17 protein-coding genes, 1 other RNA gene and 1 riboswitch are annotated in these 16,503 nt (G+C 68.3%); of the genes, 7 read left to right on the top strand and 11 right to left on the bottom strand.

Features of this window, described 5'->3' with window-relative positions; genetic code table 11:
- The first annotated feature begins 45 nt into the window (after positions 1–45).
- From prfB to ssrA, 6 genes are all read left to right on the top strand, one after another.
- Complete coding sequence (gene prfB, locus AC1DBE_RS04190) at positions 46–1,161, top strand: peptide chain release factor 2 (RefSeq protein ID WP_476969703.1); 1,116 nt, start codon at positions 46–48, stop codon at positions 1,159–1,161.
- Between the two features lie 158 nt (positions 1,162–1,319).
- Positions 1,320–2,114: a cell division ATP-binding protein FtsE gene (ftsE, locus tag AC1DBE_RS04185; protein ID WP_476877710.1), complete on the top strand. Its 795-nt coding sequence runs from the start codon at positions 1,320–1,322 to the stop codon at positions 2,112–2,114.
- Positions 2,111–3,025: a permease-like cell division protein FtsX gene (gene ftsX, locus AC1DBE_RS04180; protein ID WP_476903026.1), complete on the top strand. Its 915-nt coding sequence runs from the start codon at positions 2,111–2,113 to the stop codon at positions 3,023–3,025. The genes ftsE and ftsX overlap by 4 nt, the downstream gene beginning before the upstream one ends.
- Positions 3,026–3,050: 25 nt before the next feature.
- Positions 3,051–4,460, top strand: coding sequence for a peptidoglycan DD-metalloendopeptidase family protein (locus AC1DBE_RS04175; protein WP_476969702.1), 1,410 nt, complete (start codon positions 3,051–3,053; stop codon positions 4,458–4,460).
- Positions 4,461–4,499: 39 nt separating this feature from the next.
- Positions 4,500–4,970, top strand: coding sequence for an SsrA-binding protein SmpB (gene smpB, locus AC1DBE_RS04170; protein WP_476877713.1), 471 nt, complete (start codon positions 4,500–4,502; stop codon positions 4,968–4,970).
- 132 nt (positions 4,971–5,102) lie between these two features.
- Positions 5,103–5,471, top strand: a transfer-messenger RNA (tmRNA) gene (gene ssrA, locus AC1DBE_RS04165).
- Between the two features lie 81 nt (positions 5,472–5,552).
- Here ssrA and AC1DBE_RS04160 read toward each other — a convergent pair.
- Positions 5,553–5,687, bottom strand: a complete 135-nt coding sequence (locus tag AC1DBE_RS04160; protein WP_307035254.1) for a hypothetical protein — start codon at positions 5,685–5,687, stop codon at positions 5,553–5,555.
- Between the two features lie 49 nt (positions 5,688–5,736).
- Positions 5,737–6,108: a hypothetical protein gene (locus AC1DBE_RS04155; RefSeq protein ID WP_476877714.1), complete on the bottom strand. Its 372-nt coding sequence runs from the start codon at positions 6,106–6,108 to the stop codon at positions 5,737–5,739.
- A gap of 111 nt (positions 6,109–6,219) precedes the next feature.
- Between AC1DBE_RS04155 and AC1DBE_RS04150 the strand changes: the two genes are divergently transcribed.
- A complete protein-coding gene (locus tag AC1DBE_RS04150) occupies positions 6,220–7,608 on the top strand; it encodes an MFS transporter (protein ID WP_476969799.1) in 1,389 nt (462 codons plus the stop codon).
- On the opposite strand, the gene AC1DBE_RS04145 is transcribed toward AC1DBE_RS04150, so the two are convergent.
- The 9 genes from AC1DBE_RS04145 to aroA all read right to left on the bottom strand — a co-directional run bounded on the left by AC1DBE_RS04145 (position 7,605) and on the right by aroA (position 16,498).
- Positions 7,605–7,976, bottom strand: a complete 372-nt coding sequence (locus tag AC1DBE_RS04145; RefSeq protein WP_476877715.1) for a fluoride efflux transporter FluC — start codon at positions 7,974–7,976, stop codon at positions 7,605–7,607. The two genes, AC1DBE_RS04150 and AC1DBE_RS04145, sit on opposite strands and share 4 nt — an antisense overlap.
- Positions 7,973–8,419, bottom strand: a complete 447-nt coding sequence (locus AC1DBE_RS04140) for a fluoride efflux transporter FluC (protein WP_476969701.1) — start codon at positions 8,417–8,419, stop codon at positions 7,973–7,975. The genes AC1DBE_RS04145 and AC1DBE_RS04140 overlap by 4 nt, the downstream gene beginning before the upstream one ends.
- 10 nt (positions 8,420–8,429) lie before the next feature.
- Entirely contained in the window at positions 8,430–9,143 is a 714-nt protein-coding gene (locus AC1DBE_RS04135; protein ID WP_476877717.1) for a metal-dependent transcriptional regulator, read from the bottom strand.
- 10 nt (positions 9,144–9,153) lie between these two features.
- Entirely contained in the window at positions 9,154–10,449 is a 1,296-nt protein-coding gene (locus AC1DBE_RS04130) for an Nramp family divalent metal transporter (protein WP_476969700.1), read from the bottom strand.
- 127 nt (positions 10,450–10,576) lie between these two features.
- Positions 10,577–11,335, bottom strand: a complete 759-nt coding sequence (locus tag AC1DBE_RS04125) for a class I SAM-dependent methyltransferase (RefSeq protein ID WP_476969699.1) — start codon at positions 11,333–11,335, stop codon at positions 10,577–10,579.
- Between the two features lie 84 nt (positions 11,336–11,419).
- Positions 11,420–12,850 carry an aminotransferase class V-fold PLP-dependent enzyme gene (locus AC1DBE_RS04120; protein WP_476969698.1) on the bottom strand — a complete coding sequence of 477 codons (1,431 nt, stop codon included), beginning with the start codon at positions 12,848–12,850 and terminating at the stop codon, positions 11,420–11,422.
- A gap of 33 nt (positions 12,851–12,883) precedes the next feature.
- Positions 12,884–12,997, bottom strand: a riboswitch (SAM riboswitch).
- An 89-nt stretch (positions 12,998–13,086) separates the two neighbouring features.
- Complete coding sequence (hisN, locus tag AC1DBE_RS04115) at positions 13,087–13,899, bottom strand: histidinol-phosphatase (protein WP_476863165.1); 813 nt, start codon at positions 13,897–13,899, stop codon at positions 13,087–13,089.
- A 69-nt stretch (positions 13,900–13,968) separates the two neighbouring features.
- Positions 13,969–15,084: a ribosome small subunit-dependent GTPase A gene (rsgA, locus tag AC1DBE_RS04110; protein WP_476877721.1), complete on the bottom strand. Its 1,116-nt coding sequence runs from the start codon at positions 15,082–15,084 to the stop codon at positions 13,969–13,971.
- Entirely contained in the window at positions 15,068–16,498 is a 1,431-nt protein-coding gene (gene aroA / locus AC1DBE_RS04105) for a 3-phosphoshikimate 1-carboxyvinyltransferase (protein ID WP_476877722.1), read from the bottom strand. Before aroA ends, rsgA begins: the two co-directional genes overlap by 17 nt.
- Between the last annotated feature and the right edge of the window lie 5 nt (positions 16,499–16,503).

Raw genomic sequence — 16,503 nt, 5'->3', positions numbered from 1 at the left:
GTCAACGGGGAGCCGGGGCGGGGGATAGCGTAGGCTTGAAAAACCATGGCTAACATTGATTTTCCCGCAGAAATCCGCGCGCTGCGCGCCACCTACGCTTCGATCGAGAACGTTTCGAATGTCGAGGCACTGAAGGAAGACATCGCCGAACTGAGCGARCGCGCCGGYGAGCCGAACCTKTGGGAYGACCCCGCGGCCGCGCAGGTCATCACCTCCAAGCTCTCGCACAAACAGTCGGAGCTGGAGCGCCTGAACAAGCTGGCCGCCCGGATCGACGACCTCGAGGTCCTCGTGGAGCTGGGCCAGGACGAGGACGATGCCGACTCCATGGCGGACGCCGCCGCGGAACTCGAATCCGTCCGCAAAGCGTTGGCTGACCTGGAAGTGGTCACCCTGCTCTCCGGGGAATTCGACGAGCGCGAAGCCGTGGTCACCATCCGGGCCGGCGCCGGCGGCGTGGATGCCGCGGACTTCGCCGACATGCTGCTGCGGATGTACCTGCGCTGGGCCGAGCGCCACGGCTACCCCACCACCATCATGGACACCTCCTACGCGGAAGAAGCCGGGCTGAAGTCCGCCACGTTCGAGGTCAAGGCCCCGTACGCCTACGGCACGCTCAGCGTCGAGGCCGGCACCCACCGCCTGGTCCGGATCAGCCCCTTCGATAACCAGGGCCGCCGCCAGACCTCCTTCGCCGCCGTCGAGGTCATCCCGCTGATCGAGCAGACCGACTCCATCGAGATCCCGGACAACGAGATCCGTGTGGACGTCTTCCGCTCCTCCGGCCCGGGCGGACAGTCCGTCAACACCACGGACTCCGCCGTCCGGCTGACCCACATCCCCACCGGCACCGTGGTGTCCATGCAGAACGAGAAGTCGCAGCTGCAGAACCGGGCGGCCGCCCTGCGTGTGCTGCAGTCACGCCTCCTGCTGCTCAAGAAAGAGCAGGAAGACGCCGAGAAGAAGGCGTTCGCCGGCGACGTGAAAGCTTCCTGGGGCGACCAGATGCGCTCCTACGTGCTCAACCCGTACCAAATGGTCAAGGATCTCCGGACCGAACACGAAGTGGGCAACACCTCCGCAGTGTTCGACGGCGAAATCGACGACTTCATCGACGCCGGGATCCGCTGGCGGACCGATAACCGCAACGCCGAAACGTAGCGCCGGAATCCCGCGACACGCCCCCGCGTTCCGGCGTCGGGGGCGTTGTCCCTGCGTATAGTCGGAGGGCCGGTGCCCTACTTCCCCCAAAAGAAAGCCCGCGCCCCGGCAGCAGAACTGGTCTGAAACATGCCCGGCTCCTGCAGGGTACTAGGGCCATGATCCGTTTCGAAAATGTCACCAAGGTCTATGACCAGAACGCGCGGCCGGCGCTGGACTCGATCAACCTTGAGATCGACCGCGGCGAGTTCGCCTTCCTTGTGGGTGCCTCCGGTTCCGGCAAGTCGACGTTCCTCCGGCTGGTGCTGAAAGAAGACCGCGCCTCCTCGGGCACCGTCTACGTCGCCGGACAGAATGTGGCGAAGATTTCCAGCTGGCGGGTCCCGCGGCTCCGTCGGGGGATCGGCGTCGTGTTCCAGGACTTCCGCCTGCTGCCGCAGAAGACCGTGTTCGCCAACGTCGCCTTCGCCATGCAGGTCATCGGCCGCAGCCGCAGCGTCATCCGCGAAACCGTCCCCGAAGTCCTCAAGACCGTGGGCCTGGAAGGCAAGGAAAACCGCCTCCCGCACGAGCTCTCCGGCGGTGAGCAGCAGCGCGTGGCGATCGCCCGCGCCGTCGTCAACCGTCCCGGCATCCTGCTGGCCGATGAGCCCACCGGCAACCTCGACCCGACAACGTCCATGGGCATCATGGGCGTGCTCGACAAGATCAACCAGAACGGCACCACCGTGGTGATGGCTACCCACGACGACGACATCGTCAACGAGATGCGCAAACGCGTGGTGGAACTGCGCAACGGCGTAGTGATCCGTGACGAGGCCAAGGCCCTGTATACCTCGATGATGCCCGTGGTGGGCCAGTCCCGCCGGCTGCGGGACGCGAGCGGCCGGCAGGCGTCCGACGTCGACGCCGCCCAAAGCGAAACCCGGCGCGCGGGGGAGGGAGCACTGTGAGGCTCGCATTCATCCTCGGCGAAATCGGCAGCGGCCTGCGCCGCAACCTTTCCATGGTGGTTTCCGTCATCCTCGTGACCTTTGTGTCGCTGACGTTCGTTGGTGCCGCCGGCATGCTGCAGCTGCAGATCAACCAGATGAAGGGCTACTGGTACGACAAAGTCCAGGTCGCCGTCTTCCTCTGCAGTGACGGCTCGACGGCGCCCGGCTGCGCCTCCGGTCCCGTGACCCAGGAGCAGCAGGCCAACCTGCGCAAGCTGCTCCAGTCCCCGTCCGTGGCGCAGTACGTCAACGATTTCCAGTTCGAATCCAAGGACGAGGCCTTCAAGCACTTCAAGGAGCAGTTCTCCAATTCGCCGATCGTGGACTCGGTCACCCCGGACCAGCTTCCCGCCTCCTTCCGCATCAACCTGAAGGACCCGGAAAAGTACGAGGTCATCAGCGAAAACTTCTCCTCGCAGCCCGGTGTTGAATCCGTCATCGACCAGCGACAGCTCCTGGAGCGGCTGTTCTCCGCGATGAACGCGGCCTCCCTGGTGGCCGTCAGCATCGCCGGCGTGATGATTGTCTGCGCCATCCTGCTGATAGCCACCACCATCCGGCTCTCGGCCTTCAGCCGACGCCGGGAGACCGGCATTATGCGCCTGGTGGGTGCTTCCAAGACAGTAATCCAGCTGCCCTTCATCCTGGAGGGTGTGATTGCCGCCGTCATTGGCGCGGCCCTGGCCTCCGGCACGCTGTGGGCCGTCGCGCACTTCTTCCTGGGCGAGGTCCTGTCCAAGCAGTACCCGGACACCGCCTTCATTTCCCCCGGGCAGACCCTGATCCTGGCTCCGGCCCTGATCGGCCTGGGCGTCCTGCTGGCCGGGACATCATCACTCCTGACCCTCCGCCGCTACCTGCGGGTCTAGCCTTGCGCAACGAAGAGGAACGCTCATGAACCCGATGGTCCGACGCACCGCACCGGCCCGCACCCCCAACCGCCGCTGCCGTATGATCAGCGCCGCGGTGGCACTGGTCCTCGCCGCCAACCTCGGCGCGTCCACCCCGGTGGCATTCGCCGACTCGCTCGAGGACCAGCAGGCCGCCCTCCGGGCGGAGGCGCAGCGGGCCCAGCAGTCGCTCGAGTTCGTCGACGGGAAAATCGCCAAGGCCGCCGGCGACCTCGTCCTGTACCAGGGCCAGCTGCCCGGCGCCCAGCAGGCGCTGCTCGACGCGCAGGGCCGTGTGGCCGGCGCTGTCAGGGAAGTCGAAGCCCTCGCAGCCCGGGTGGATCTGGCCCAGCAGAACAAGGCCAAGATCACCCAGCAGCTGGAAAACGACAAGCAGAAGATCAACGACACCCGGAAACTGATCGGACAGATCGCCACGCAGGCGTATAAGTCCGGCGGGGTACCCTCCAACCTCTCGCTGTTCTTCGGCTCCAACAAAAGCGGCAGCCTGACCGACACCATCGACCTCGCGGACCAGGCCCTGCGCAGCCAGAACTCCGCGATGGATAAGCTGACGCAGCAGAACGCCACCAACGTGAACTCCCAGGCACGCCTGCAGGCCGTCGAGGCCGAGATCGCCGATCTCAAGGCCAAGGCCGACGAGGCCCTGGTCCGCGAGAAAGCGGCGCGGGACGAGGCGGAAGCCCAAAAGGCCAAGGTGGACAAGCTCATCGCGGACACCTCCCGCCTGAGCAGCCAGCTCAAAGCCGCCAAGCCCGGCATCCAGAGCCAGATCGCCCAGGTGAAGTCCCGCCAGGCCGCCGTCGCCGCGGAAATCGTCGAACGCGACCGGAAACTGCGTGAGGCCTGGGAAGCCGAGCAGCGCCGGATCGCGGCGGCAGCAGCTGCCGCGGCCGCCGCAGCAGCCCGGGCCCAGGGCCAGGCTCCGCCCCCGCCGGCGCCCTACGTTCCGGCGCCTCCGGGACCGGCGTCGGCGTTCGGCCTGCGCAGCCCCTTCAACGGTATCCCGATCACCTCCGGCTTCGGCTGGCGTGCGACCCCGCCGGGCACCATCGACTTCTACGGCCAGGGCGGCTACATGCACACGGGCATCGACTTCGGCGCCCCCTGCGGCACTCCGGTCTACGCCCCGGCAGCCGGCACCGTCTTCTCCGCAGGGTGGGGCAACGACGGCGGCGGATACCACGTGAAGATCTCCCACGGCGTTGTCCAGGGCAACTCGTTGACCACGATCTTCTACCACAACACCTCCGTGGTGGTCTCGGACGGCCAGCAGGTCAGCCAGGGACAGCTGATCGCGTACTCGGGCACCACCGGTAACTCCACCGGCTGCCACTCCCACTTCGAGACGTGGGTCAACGGCCAGGCCGTGGACCCGATGGGCCTGCTCTAGACTGGAACTGACCCAACGTATCGATTGAGGAGTCTTACCGTGCCTAAAGAAAGTGGCCGGAAGGTAGTGGCCACCAACCGCAAGGCCCGGCACGACTACCACATCATGGATACCTATGAGGCGGGAATCGCACTCATGGGCACCGAAGTGAAGTCCCTGCGCGAGGGCCATGCGTCCATGGTCGACGGCTTCTGCACCTTCTACAACGATGAGCTGTGGATGGAGGGCATCCATATCCCCGAGTACAACCAGGGGAGCTGGACCAACCACGCCGCACGGCGCCGCCGCAAGCTGCTGCTGCACCGCGATGAGCTGACTAAGATCTCGCATAAGATCCGCGAGTCGGGTTTCACGATCGTGCCGCTGCAGCTGTACTTCGTCGACGGCCGCGCCAAAGTGGAGATCGGCGTCGCCCGCGGCAAGAAGGAATACGACAAGCGCCAGACCCTGCGCGAGCAGCAGGACAAGCGCGAGGCCCTGCGGGTGATGCGCGAGCGTAACCGCGCCTGACCCCAGGGCCGGGGCCGCGGGCGGTGCCCGGCCCGCCCTACTGCGCCGGGGAATGATTCCGGCGGACGGTGCGTTATGCTTGATAGTCCGGGAAGGATCGATCAGATCCGGACCGGTTTGGTAACAAAATACGGGGATGATCGGTTTCGACGATGTTAGTCGCGACAGGTGAAGCGGGCCGAGGATGCAGAATTATCTCGTAAACGCTGTCTGCAAACCAATAAGTGCCGAATCAAAACGCACTGACTTCGCTCTCGCTGCCTAAGCAGTAAGACAGTCCGTCAGCCCGAGGTTGCTATTGCCCCGGATCCTGGCGTCATTTAGATAGCCACTGCTGTTTACCTCCGTCATCGGGGTGAACGGGACTCTTAGATGACTGGGCCCGGATCGGCCAGCTGTTTGCAGCATGGCCGGGGCCGAGAAAATCCGACGCAAACTGCGCCCGGAGAAGCCCTGACAACACGACATCGGACGGGGGTTCAATTCCCCCCATCTCCACAGCAGGAACCCCGGCAACGGGGCTCCACCCCGTAGCAAAAGGCCGGAAGCATCAGCTTCCGGCCTTTTTGTTTGCTCACACGGTCAGCGCTTCTTGATGTGCGCTACCGGGTCAGTGTGCTCATCGACAATGTGCTTGGCCTTCTTATCGGCCCGTTTTTCCTTGATGGTTTTGACCGGCTTCTTGGTGAGGTGCCGGTGCGGCGACTTGTCAGGCATTGCGCGCTCCCTAAAGGTGGGGGCCCGGGATGAGCCCGTGCTTTTAAGGCTACGCCCCGGGTACCTCAACGTCCACGATGCCGATGAACCGGTTCCCGACGCCCTCGTACTCGCTGCGGACCAGTCCGTCGTCCAGGGGAGGAAGCTCGTAGGGGGAGTGGTGCGCGCAGCAGACGTGGCTGAAGTCAGGCCACCACTTCTTGGGCCGCGCGGTTTCTGCGAACCCGCACACGGCACAGGTCAGCTGGACCCACACCGGGCGCTTGCCCGTGCGGTTGGCCCGGGACTGAAGCAGCCACGCCGGCGGGCTGTCGAGGAGCTCGCCCAGTTCGGCCTCGGACAGGCGGGTCGGGATACCGTGACGGTTGGCCATTTCCAGCGGAATATCAAGGATCTGGGCAGCTTCTCGTCTCGTAACCATCCCTCAACTTTACGCGATCCGGGGATGCGGACCGTCAGCGGGCCCCCGGTGCTAGGCTCATTCCAAACCCGGTGCCCCGCCGTCAGGCAGGCAGTGAGGAAAGCAGCAGCCATGCCCGGCACCCCCGCCGCAGCCTTGTCAGTCCTGGAACGACGTGTCCTCTACGTCGCGATCGTCGCGTCCTTCATCGCCTTCCTTGACGGCTCGGTGGTCAACCTGGCCCTCCCCGCCATCAGCCGCGAACTCGGCGGCGGACTGGTGGTCCAGCAGTGGGTGGTGGACGCCTACCTGCTCACGCTCGGGGCGCTGATCCTGGTGGCCGGCTCCCTCTCGGACCAGTTCGGCCGAGTCCGCGTCCTGCAGTGGGGCCTCGCCGGCTTCACCGCCACCTCGGTCCTCTGCGGCCTCGCCTGGAGCGGCGAATCGCTGATTGTGGCGCGTGGCCTGCAGGGTGTGGCCGGCGCCCTGCTGGTGCCCAGTTCGCTGGCCCTGATCGTGACGGTCTTCAGCGGACCGGCCCAGTCAGCGGCGATCGGCAAGTGGTCCGCCTGGACCTCCGGCGCCATCGTGGCCGCTCCCGTACTCGGCGGTGTCTCCGTGGATGTCTTCACCTGGCGGGTTATTTTCTTCCTTAACATCGTCCCCGCGGTTGCGGTGTGGCCCGCCCTCCGGCGGCTGCGCGAACTGGACCTGGGCCGCGCCCCCGGCAGCAGCATCGACGTCACCGGAACCATCCTGGCAATCATCGGCCTCGGCGGCGTTGTGTATGCCTTTATCGAACGCGGCACCCTCGGCTGGGGCTCTCCGCAGGTCTGGATCCCGCTGGTAGTGGGCCTCGCCGGTCTCGCGGGCTTCCTGCTCCATGAACGCCGGACCCCGGCCCCCATGATGCCCCTGCGGCTCTTCACCATCCGGAACTTCGGCTGGGGCAACGTGGCCACGACGGTGATCTACGGTGCCCTGAGCCTGGGATTCTTCGTCCTGGGACTGTTCCTGCAGCAGGTCGCCGGGCTGGGTGCGACGGCGGCGGGCGTCGCCATGCTGCCCTCCACGCTGATCCTGCTCCTGCTGTCCTCCAAGGTAGGAACGCTCTCCGGCCGCTTCGGTCCCCGCTGGTTCATGACGGCCGGGCCGCTGCTCTGCGCCGCCGGGTTCCTGATGATGCTCGGCATCGGGCTGCCGCTGGACTACTTCGCCCAGGTCTTCCCGGGGCTGATGGTGTTTGGCGTCGGCCTGGCGGTCACCGTGGCGCCGTTGACCGCGGCGATCCTGGGCGCCGTGGTGCCTGAGGAAGCCGGCATCGGCTCCGCGGTGAACAACGCCGTCGCCCGCATCGCCGGGCTGGTGGCCATCGCCTTCGCCGGGCTGATCACCGGGCCGGTGATCACGACGTCGGGCCTGCACGCCACGGCGGCGGTCACCGCCGCACTCTTCCTGGTGGGTGCCGCGGCGTCCGCCGTCGGCATCCGGAACCCGCCGCAAACCGCGGTGGAGAACTAACGGGCCAGGGCCACACCGAGGGCCGCCGCGGCGAGTCCCGCCGCCAGGTTGACGGCGACATTGAGGGCGGCGGCGCGGTAGCGCGCCTCGCTGACCAGCCTGATGGTGGCCGTGGTCCAGGAACTGAATGTGGTCAGGCCGCCGGCCAGGCCGCTGGCCACCGCCGCCTGCCATTCCGCACCGAGGCCCAGGTGCGGCGTCACGCCAAGGGACAGCCCGATGATGAAGGACCCGACGACGTTGACCGCCAGGGTGGCCCACGGCCAGTGCGGGTGGGGTCCGGGCCGGTGCGCGAACCAGGAGTCGACGGCGAAACGGAGCAGGGCGCCGGCTATGCCGAAGGCCCCCACCAGCAACGCGGCGGTCATTGGGCAGTCCCGCTGAGGTCGGCCAAGGCTTTGCCGGACTTCCAGCCGGCCGCGGCCGCCCCCAGTCCCAGGACCAGCGACAGGGCCAGGTAGGCCAGCCAGACGGCATGGAAGCCGCCCCGGATCAGCTGGTCGACGGCCAGGGCCAGGGCCGAAAACGTGGTGAAGGAACCCAGCAGGCCCGGGCCGAGGCCGGCCCTGAGCCAGAACGCAGTCCGGGGACGGGCGATCCAGAGGGTGGTGAGGGCCGCCAGGACGAAGCTGCCCAGGACGTTGATCGCAAGGGTGGTCCAGGGGACGCCGCCTGGCGCCTCGGGGAACACCAGGCCCGCGCCATAGCGCAGTTCGGTCCCGATCAGGCCGCCGACGGCGACAGCTGCCCAGGCCCGCCAGCCCGGGAGCCCCGGCCGCGCGGCGGGGCGTGGTTGAGGTGTGCGGTTCATGGCGCGCCCCTTAACGGTCCGCGACGCTGCAGCCGGAGTGGGCCGCGTCGCTGTGGACCCAGAGGGCCGCCGCGACCTCGTCGGCGAGGTCGACGTCGCGCATGACGCCTCCGGCGCCGATGCGGACCATCAGCGGGCCGCCGAACGGTTTGCGTCCCAGGACCTCGACGTCGGCGTCCAGATCGATCTGTTCAGCGGCGAGGTAGCGGAGCAGTTCGGGGTTCTCGTCGCTGATGCGGGTGATTCGGCCGGTGTGGCCCTTATCGAGTTCGCTCATCCGGTAAGCGGGCGGCATCAGGACGGAGCCGTCCGCCGCCGGGATCGGGTCGCCGTGCGGGTCCCGGACCGGGTGGCCCAGCTTGGCAGCCATCCGCTCGATGAACGTTTCGGAGACGGCGTGCTCGAGCAGTTCCGCCTCGTCGTGGACCTGGTCCCAGCGGTACCCGAGCTCCTGGACCAGGAACGTTTCGATCAGCCGGTGCCGCCGCACCATGGAGAGGGCCAGCCGGACGCCATCGTCGGTCAGGGTCACGGCACTGTATGGTTTGTGGTCCACCAGGCCCTGGTCCTTGAGTTTGCGGACCATCTCCGAGACCGAGGAATTCGCGACGCCCAGCCGCTGGGCAAGTTGGGTGGAGGTGATCGGCTTGTCCTGCCACTCCGTAAAGGAGTAGATGACCTTGACGTAGTCCTCGATCGAGGAGGAGGGCGGACTGGTCTTCACAGTCCCCAGCCTACCGTCCGGCGGCGCCGGTGAAGGTGAGCCACAGCAGCACCAGGTTCAGCGCGACCACCAGGACGACGCTGACTATGGCGGCCACGCGGAGCGCCATCCCGTCGGCGAACTGGCCCATCAGGGACCTGTTGCTGGTCAGCACCACCAGCGGAACCAGGACGAACGGGATCCCGAAGCTCAGCACCACCTGGCTGAGGACCAGCGCCCAGGTGGGGTCGAAGCCGACGGCCAGCAGCACGACTGCCGGGATCAGGGTCAGCACCCGGCGCGTCATCAGCGGGATCCTGATCTTCAGCAGGCCCTGCATGATGGTGCCGCCGGCGTAGCAGCCCACGGAGGTGGAGGCCAGGCCCGAAGCCAGCAGGCCGACGGCAAAGACCACACCGACCACGGGGCCGAGGCTGGCGGAGATGGCCGAATGGGCGCCCTCGATGGTGTCAGTTCCCTCGACGCCGCCGAGGGTGGATGCGGCCAGGAGCAGCATGCCGATGTTGACGATGCCGGCGACGGCCAGGGCGGCCACAACGTCCCAGCGGGTGGCCCTGACCAGCCGCGACATCGCGTGCGGCGGGACGTGCAGGTGTGGGTTGGGCCGGTGCCGGTCGCGGGAGAGGGCCGAGTGGACGTAGATGGCGTGCGGCATCACGGTGGCCCCGAGCATACTCGCAGCCAGCAGCACGGTGTCCGGTCCCTGGAAGGCCGGTACCAGCCCGGCCAGCACACCACCCGGATCGGCGGGGCTGATGAACAGGCCGGCCAGGAACCCGACGGTGATGATGCCGAGCAGGAACATGATGACGAACTCGAAGGGCCGCTGCTGGTTCCGGCTCTGGACAGCGAGCAGCACCATCGAAACGCCGCCGACAATCACTGCGCCCAGGGGGAGGGGGAGGCCGAACAGCAGGTAGAGGGCCACGGCGCCGCCCACCACCTCGGCAAGGTCGGTTGCCGCGGCCACGATTTCGGCCTGGACCCAGAAGGCACGGCGCCAGGCGGGCCTGAGCCGCTCACCGAGGATCTCCGGCAGGCTTTTCCCCGTGACGATGCCGAGCTTGGCGGACTGGTACTGGACCAGCACGGCCATCGCGTTCGCGGCGACCAGGACCCAGACCAGCAGGTACCCGTACTTGGCGCCGGCGGTGAGGTTCGCCGCGACGTTGCCGGGATCGACATAGGCGATGGCAGCGACGAAGGCTGGACCGAGCAGGCCAAGCAGCGCCCTGCGCCGGCCCCTGACCTTTCGGGCCGGGGGCTGGGCATCGGGGCGGGGTTGGTGTCCTGTTACGTCCAGCACTGCGGGGCTCCCATTAAGTTTCCGAATGCCTGAACATAAAAGTTAGGCACACCGAAATCATAGGCGTGAGCGGGTGGCCCGTGCAATGGCCGTCGGCTGGATTGCCGGGGGAGTGGCCGGGTAGGGACTAGGCCTTGAAGGCGCGCCAGCTCTGCGTCAGGTAAGGCAGCGGAAGGATCTCGCCCGGAACGTGGCCGAGGTGCTCGTGCAGGTACCAGTCGAGGTTGCTAAGCACCTTCTGGCGGGTGGCCTCGCCGGCCCGCAGGTAGTAGCTGCGGGACTTGGCGAGTTCCATGAGGTCCTGCGTGCTGACCGGATCTTCCCAGCGGGTGAGGTGGCTTTCCAGCCCGGTGAACTCCGGGCCGACGGGCGGCCGGAAGTGGGGTTTGTGGACATCGCCGGCATGCATGATGCGGGAGAGCCGGTGTACCCAGGGCACGGAGGTGTCGAGCTGGTTCCAGATCAGGCCGAGGACCCCGTGCGGGCGCAGGATCCGCGCGGCCTCGGTGCTGGCCAGCAGGGGATCGCACCAGTGCCAGGCCTGGGCCACGGTGACGAGGTCGAAGGCGTCTGCCGGCAGGCCGGTACGTTCGGCGGTTCCCTCGACGGCGGCGACTCCGGGCAATGATGCGCGCAGTTGTTCCAGCATGTCCGTTGACGGGTCGATGGCCACGGTCCGGAGGCCGCGCCGGACCAGCAGCGCCGTGAACTTGCCCGTCCCGGCGCCGAGGTCGGCGGCGTCGCTGGCTCCGGCGGGTATCAGCCAGTCGGCGGAATCAGCCGGGTAGCCGGGCCGCACCCGGTCGTAGTGTTCCCCGCCGTCCTGGAAGCTTTGGCCGAGCTCCTGCCGCCGCTGGTGCTGCAGTTTTGGGCCCCCGCGTGCCACGTGTCGTCTCCTCCGGCAGCTTGAATTTGGTACCTACCGAATTTACCGCACGCGGGGGCCCGGCGCTTGCGGCCGGCGCTGGTGTCAGTCCAGCGTGCAGGGCGCCGCGCCGGCCGTGCCCGGGGTGTTGGGTGCCCAGTGCGGATAGCTGCGGGTGTCGTTGGCCGGGACCCAGCGGCCCGCGTCCACCACGTAGTCCCAGCCGAGCCCGTTGCGCCGGAGCTCCTGCAGCCCGGCCAGGAGCCGCTGGGCGTCGTCGAGGCGGGACCCGAGGCCAAAACTGGCACGGAGTGACCCGGCCGGCAGGCCCAGCCGTTTCAGCAGCGGGTGGGCGCAGAACCGGCCGTCGCGCAGGCCGATGCCATGCTCCGCCGAGAGGTAGGCGGCGACCAGGCCGGCGTCGTACCCGGCCACAGAGAAGTTGACCACGCCGATTGTTCCGGGCCCGTTACCGGCGGCGGTGTCCTCGAAAATGTGGTGGACGCTCACGCCGTCGATCCGTTCCAGTCCCTCCACCAGGAAGGACCGGATGGCGTCCTCGTGGGCGTGCCACTGCACGTCGTCGAGCGCCTCGATGACCTGGCTGGCCCGGGCCAGGGCAGCAGCCCCCAGCACGTTCGGGGAGCCGCCCTCGTGGCGCGCCGGTCCCGTGGTCCAGCTGACGGAGTCGAGCCTCGCGTCCCGCACGGCGCCGCCTCCGGCCAGGTGCGGGGTTCCGGCGTCGAGCCAGTCCGGGCGGCCCACCAGCACCCCGGCGCCGAACGGGGCGTAGAGCTTGTGGCCGGAGAACGCGAGGTAGTCGACGTCGTCCGCGCTGATGTTGATCCGGCGGTGCGGGGCCAGTTGGGCGGCGTCGACGGCGATCCGGGCGCCGAACTCGTGCGCCAGGGCGGCGAGCTCGCCGATGGGCAGGATCTCGCCGGTGACGTTGGACGCGCCGGTGACGGCGAGCAGGCTCACACCGCCGCGGGCGAGTTCCTGGCGGAGCCGCGCCACGGTGCCGGCCAGGGTGGGGGCCGCGACCACACTGCGGTGCGGGACGTTCTGCCAGGGCAGCAGGTTGGCGTGGTGTTCGATATCGAGGTAGAGCACCTCGCCGGTAGGGCGTCCGTCAGCCGCCGGGAGGCAACCGGCCAGGAGATTCAGGGAGTCGGTGGTGTTCCGGGTGAAGATCACCGAGTCGTCCGCACGGCCGCCCACAAAGCCTCGGACAATGTTCCGGGCGTTTTCGTAGACCGAGGTGCTGAGCTGCGAGGCGTAGCCTGCGCCGCGGTGGACGCTGGCGTAGTAGGGCAGGATCTCGTTGAGGTAGGCGGAGACCACGGACAGGGCCGGCGCCGACGCGCCGTAGTCCAGGTTGGCGTAGCGGACGTGGCCGCCCTGGATCAGGGGCGCCTGGATTTCAGCGCCGGACACGGCGGACAGCGGCCTGCGGGCGGCGTCGAACCGCGCGTCGGCCGGCACCGGGGCGCCGGCGGAAGAGGTGGGGTGGGTGGAAATGGTGGCAGTCGTCATGGGACCTCGCTTGAAAGGACCCCGCTCACAGGGGATCCGCGCTTGCCGGGTCCGCTCCGGACCGGCCAGGTCGTCACCCGGGGCACCCCGCCGCGAATGGAGGGTTGCCGGCCAGCAAACCGGGGTTTAGCGCTGGCACTCGTGACCTGGTTCGAGCCTAGGACATGGCGTGCCGCCCGGGAAAGGGAGGTCCGGAATGTGAAGCGTTGTGTTACGGCTGCCTGCCGCGGAGCGGGCTAGAGGAGGTCGTCGAGACCGGGGTTCAGGCGCTTGAGGACTTCCGAATGCAGGATGGAGTTCGTGGCGAGCGCGTTCCCGCCGAACGGGCCATCCTCGCCTTCCAGCGAGGTGAAACGCCCGCCGGCCTCGGTCACGATCGGGACCAGCGCCGCCATGTCGTAAAGGTTGAGCTCGGGTTCGCAGGCGATGTCCACGGCACCCTCGGCCACCAGGCAGTAAGACCAGAAGTCGCCGTATGCGCGGGTGCGCCAGACTTCCTCGGTGAGGCCGAGGAATTCGTCCAGATTGCCGCGCTGCTTCCAGCCGCCCAGGCTCGAGTAGGACAGCGAGGCGTCTTCGAGGCGCGAGACGTTGGAGACTTTGAGCCGGGTGGCGGCGGCCAGGGACCGGCCCATGTAGGCGCCGGCGCCTTTGGCGGCCCACCAGCGCTTGCCCAGGGCCGGGGCGCTGACGACGCCGACCACCGGCTCGCCCTCGTCCACGAGAGCGATCAGGGTGGCCCAGACGGGGACGCCGCGGACGAAGTTCTTGGTTCCGTCGATGGGGTCGATGATCCAGCGGCGCGAGCCGTGGCCGGAGCTGCCGAACTCCTCGCCCAGGACCGCGTCGCGCGGCCGGGAGCGGGACAGCTGGCCACGGATGGCTTCCTCGGCGGACTTGTCCGCGTCAGTGACGGGGGTGAGGTCCGGCTTCGTTTCGATCCGAAGGTCGAGCGCCTTGAAGCGGCTCATGGTCTGGGAATCTACGGAATCTGCCAGTACATGGGCGAGGCGCAGGTCATCGTTGTAGCTCGAAGCGGGTTGGCTCATGCCTCCAAGCTACCGTCAAAAAGCTCCCGGGACCGGGAGGCCACGTCGCTGCCGGCCGGGCGGACCCTGTTAGGAGACGCTGCCCAGCTCCTTGGTTTCCTGTGCTTCCATGCGCGGATCCGTGCCGAGGAGCCGGCGCAGGGAGGCAAGGCGCGCAGGGCCGGACGGTCCGGCGTGGCCGCCCTGCACCCAGGCGTCCACGCCGCAGTTAACGGCGGTGGCGTCGTGCTTGCAGCCCCGTTCGCAGTCCGCGGTGCCCGGCTCCAGGTCGGGGAACGAACGCAGGATCCGGTCCGGGTCCACGTGGGCCAGGCCGAAGGAACGGATGCCGGGGGTGTCGATGATCCAGCTGCCGGCGGGCGCGTCGTTGACCTTCAGCGCCAGGGCGGAGGAGGAGGTGTGGCGGCCGCGTCCGGTCACGGCGTTGACGCCGCCGGTGGCACGTTCGGCCCCTGTGAGCGCGTTGACCATGGTGGATTTGCCGACGCCGGAATGGCCCAGCATGACGGTGACCTTGCCGTCGAGGTACCCGCGCAGCTGCGAGACCGCGTTCTTGTCCAGCCGGGCGGACAGGCCGTCGTCCGAGCGGGCGTCGATGCCCGAGGCGGCCGAGTCGGCCGTCTTGGAAATGATGACGGGGAAGTCGAGGTGCTGATAGTTGGCGAGCAGCTCGGCGGGGTCCTTGACGTCCGCTTTGGTGACCAGGAGCAGCGGTTCGATGCCGGCGTCGTAGGCCGCCACGAGGGCACGGTCGATGAACCCGGTGCGGGGCTCCGGGTTGGCGGCGGCGACCACCACCACCAGCTGGTCGGCATTGGCGACGACGGCGCGTTCGATTGGGTCCGTGTCGTCGGCGCTGCGCCGCAGCAGGGTCCGGCGGTCCTGGATTTTGACCAGGCGGGCCAGCGTGTCGGCCTCACCGCTGACGTCACCGACCAGGGAGACGAAGTCGCCGGCCACCACGGGATTGCGGCGCAGTTCCCGGGCCCGGGCGGCAATGATCTTCCGTTCGCCGCTGCTGCCTTCGTCGACGACGGCGGTGTAGCGTCCGCGGTCCACGGTGATGATGCGGCCGGTCACGGCGTCGTCGTGGCTGGGCCGGTCCTTGGTGCGGGGCCTCGAGCCCTTTTTGTTGGGGCGGATCCGGACATCCGATTCGTCCCAGGAGTCAGTGCTGCGTGCCACCGGTGGTGTCCTTCTCTGCGCTGTCCTGCACTACCGGGGCCGTCTGTGCGGTCGTCTGTTGTGCGGCTGCCCCGCCGAGCATCGCCGCCCATAGCTGCGGGAAGTCCGGCATCGTCTTAGCCGTGGTGGCGATGTCCTCCACCTCCACACCAGGGACGGCGAGTCCAAGGATGGCTCCGGCGGTGGCCATCCGGTGGTCAGCGTAACTGTGCACCACGCCGCCATGCAGGGTGGCCGGCCGGATGATGAGGCCGTCGGCGGTTTCCTCGGCGTCGCCGCCCAGGCGGTTGATTTCGGCGACCAAAGCGGCGAGCCGGTCCGTCTCGTGGCCGCGCAGGTGGGCGATGCCGGTGAGCCGGGACGGGCCGGTGGCCAGGGCGCACAGGGCGGCAACAGTCGGGGCTAGTTCGCTGGTCTCGTCGAAGTCGCCGCCGGTGATCTCGGCGCCGCCGGTGACAGTCAGGGTCCCGTCGTCGAGGGAAACGGTGGCGCCCATGGCGGCCAGGATCTCGCGCCAGAGGTCACCCACCTGGGTGGTCCCGGCGGGCCAGTTGGGAATCCGGACGGTGCCGCGGGTGGCCAGGGCAGCAGCCAGGAACGGTCCCGCATTGGAGAGGTCCTGTTCGATGCGCTGGTCGAAGGCGCGGATGGGTCCGGGGGAGACAATCCAGTGGTTCGGCACGGAATCATCGACGGCCACGCCGACTCCGCGGAGCGCCGTGACCGTCATGCTGATGTGGTCCAGGCTGGGAACCGGCTTGCCGACGTGCTCCAGGTGCAGGCCCTCCTCGAACCTGGCTCCGGTGAGCAGCAGGGCCGAGACAAACTGGGAGGACGCGCTGGCGTCGATCACGAGGTGGCCGCCGCGGACTTCCCCGGTGCCGCGGACCGCGAAGGGCAGCGATGACGCGGGACCGCCGTCGGGCGCGCTTACCGCTACACCGAGTCCGGCCAGGGCCTCGATGATGGTGCCCATCGGGCGCTTGCGGGCATGCGGGTCGCCGTCGAACACGGTGGTCCCGCGGCGCAGGGCCGCGACGGGCGGAACAAATCGCATCACCGTCCCGGCCAGGCCGCAGTCGACGGCGGCGTCGGAGCCGGCAGCGCCCGCGCTGATCGGGGTGATCTCCAGGTCAGGGCCGAAGGCGCCGTCGCCGGGGACTTCCGTGATCGTGGCCCCCAGCTGCCGCAGTGCCTCGATCATCAGGGCTGAGTCCCGGGAATGCAGCGGAGCCCGCAGCCTGCAGACACCGTCCGCGAGGGCGGCCAGGACCAGGTACCGGTTGGTCAGGGATTTCGAGCCGGGAACCGTGACAGTGGCATCGACGGGGCCGTCCGCGAACGGCGCGCGCCAGTGCGGACCGCCGCCGGCCGGGGAGGAAATGGCAGCTGCGGAGGGGGTGGTGCCGGTCATTTCAG

The organism is Arthrobacter sp. 10T416, from assembly GCF_056394165.1.
The sequence above is the reverse complement of the archived record's forward strand: the minus strand, read 5'-3'. Positions and strand labels throughout refer to the sequence as shown.

What these genes read in the sequence shown, in the direction of transcription:
- AC1DBE_RS04145 (WP_476877715.1), bottom strand. Translation starts at nt 7,976, where the DNA reads ATGACCGCCGCGTTGCTGGTGGGGGCCTTCGGCATAGCCGGCGCCCTG.
- aroA (WP_476877722.1), bottom strand. Translation starts at nt 16,498, where the DNA reads ATGACCGGCACCACCCCCTCCGCAGCTGCCATTTCCTCCCCGGCCGGC.
- AC1DBE_RS04140 (WP_476969701.1), bottom strand. Translation starts at nt 8,419, where the DNA reads ATGAACCGCACACCTCAACCACGCCCCGCCGCGCGGCCGGGGCTCCCG.
- AC1DBE_RS04120 (WP_476969698.1), bottom strand. Translation starts at nt 12,850, where the DNA reads ATGACGACTGCCACCATTTCCACCCACCCCACCTCTTCCGCCGGCGCC.
- AC1DBE_RS04175 (WP_476969702.1), top strand. Translation starts at nt 3,051, where the DNA reads ATGAACCCGATGGTCCGACGCACCGCACCGGCCCGCACCCCCAACCGC.
- AC1DBE_RS04155 (WP_476877714.1), bottom strand. Translation starts at nt 6,108, where the DNA reads ATGGTTACGAGACGAGAAGCTGCCCAGATCCTTGATATTCCGCTGGAA.
- AC1DBE_RS04160 (WP_307035254.1), bottom strand. Translation starts at nt 5,687, where the DNA reads ATGCCTGACAAGTCGCCGCACCGGCACCTCACCAAGAAGCCGGTCAAA.
- hisN (WP_476863165.1), bottom strand. Translation starts at nt 13,899, where the DNA reads ATGAGCCAACCCGCTTCGAGCTACAACGATGACCTGCGCCTCGCCCAT.
- ftsE (WP_476877710.1), top strand. Translation starts at nt 1,320, where the DNA reads ATGATCCGTTTCGAAAATGTCACCAAGGTCTATGACCAGAACGCGCGG.
- AC1DBE_RS04150 (WP_476969799.1), top strand. Translation starts at nt 6,220, where the DNA reads ATGCCCGGCACCCCCGCCGCAGCCTTGTCAGTCCTGGAACGACGTGTC.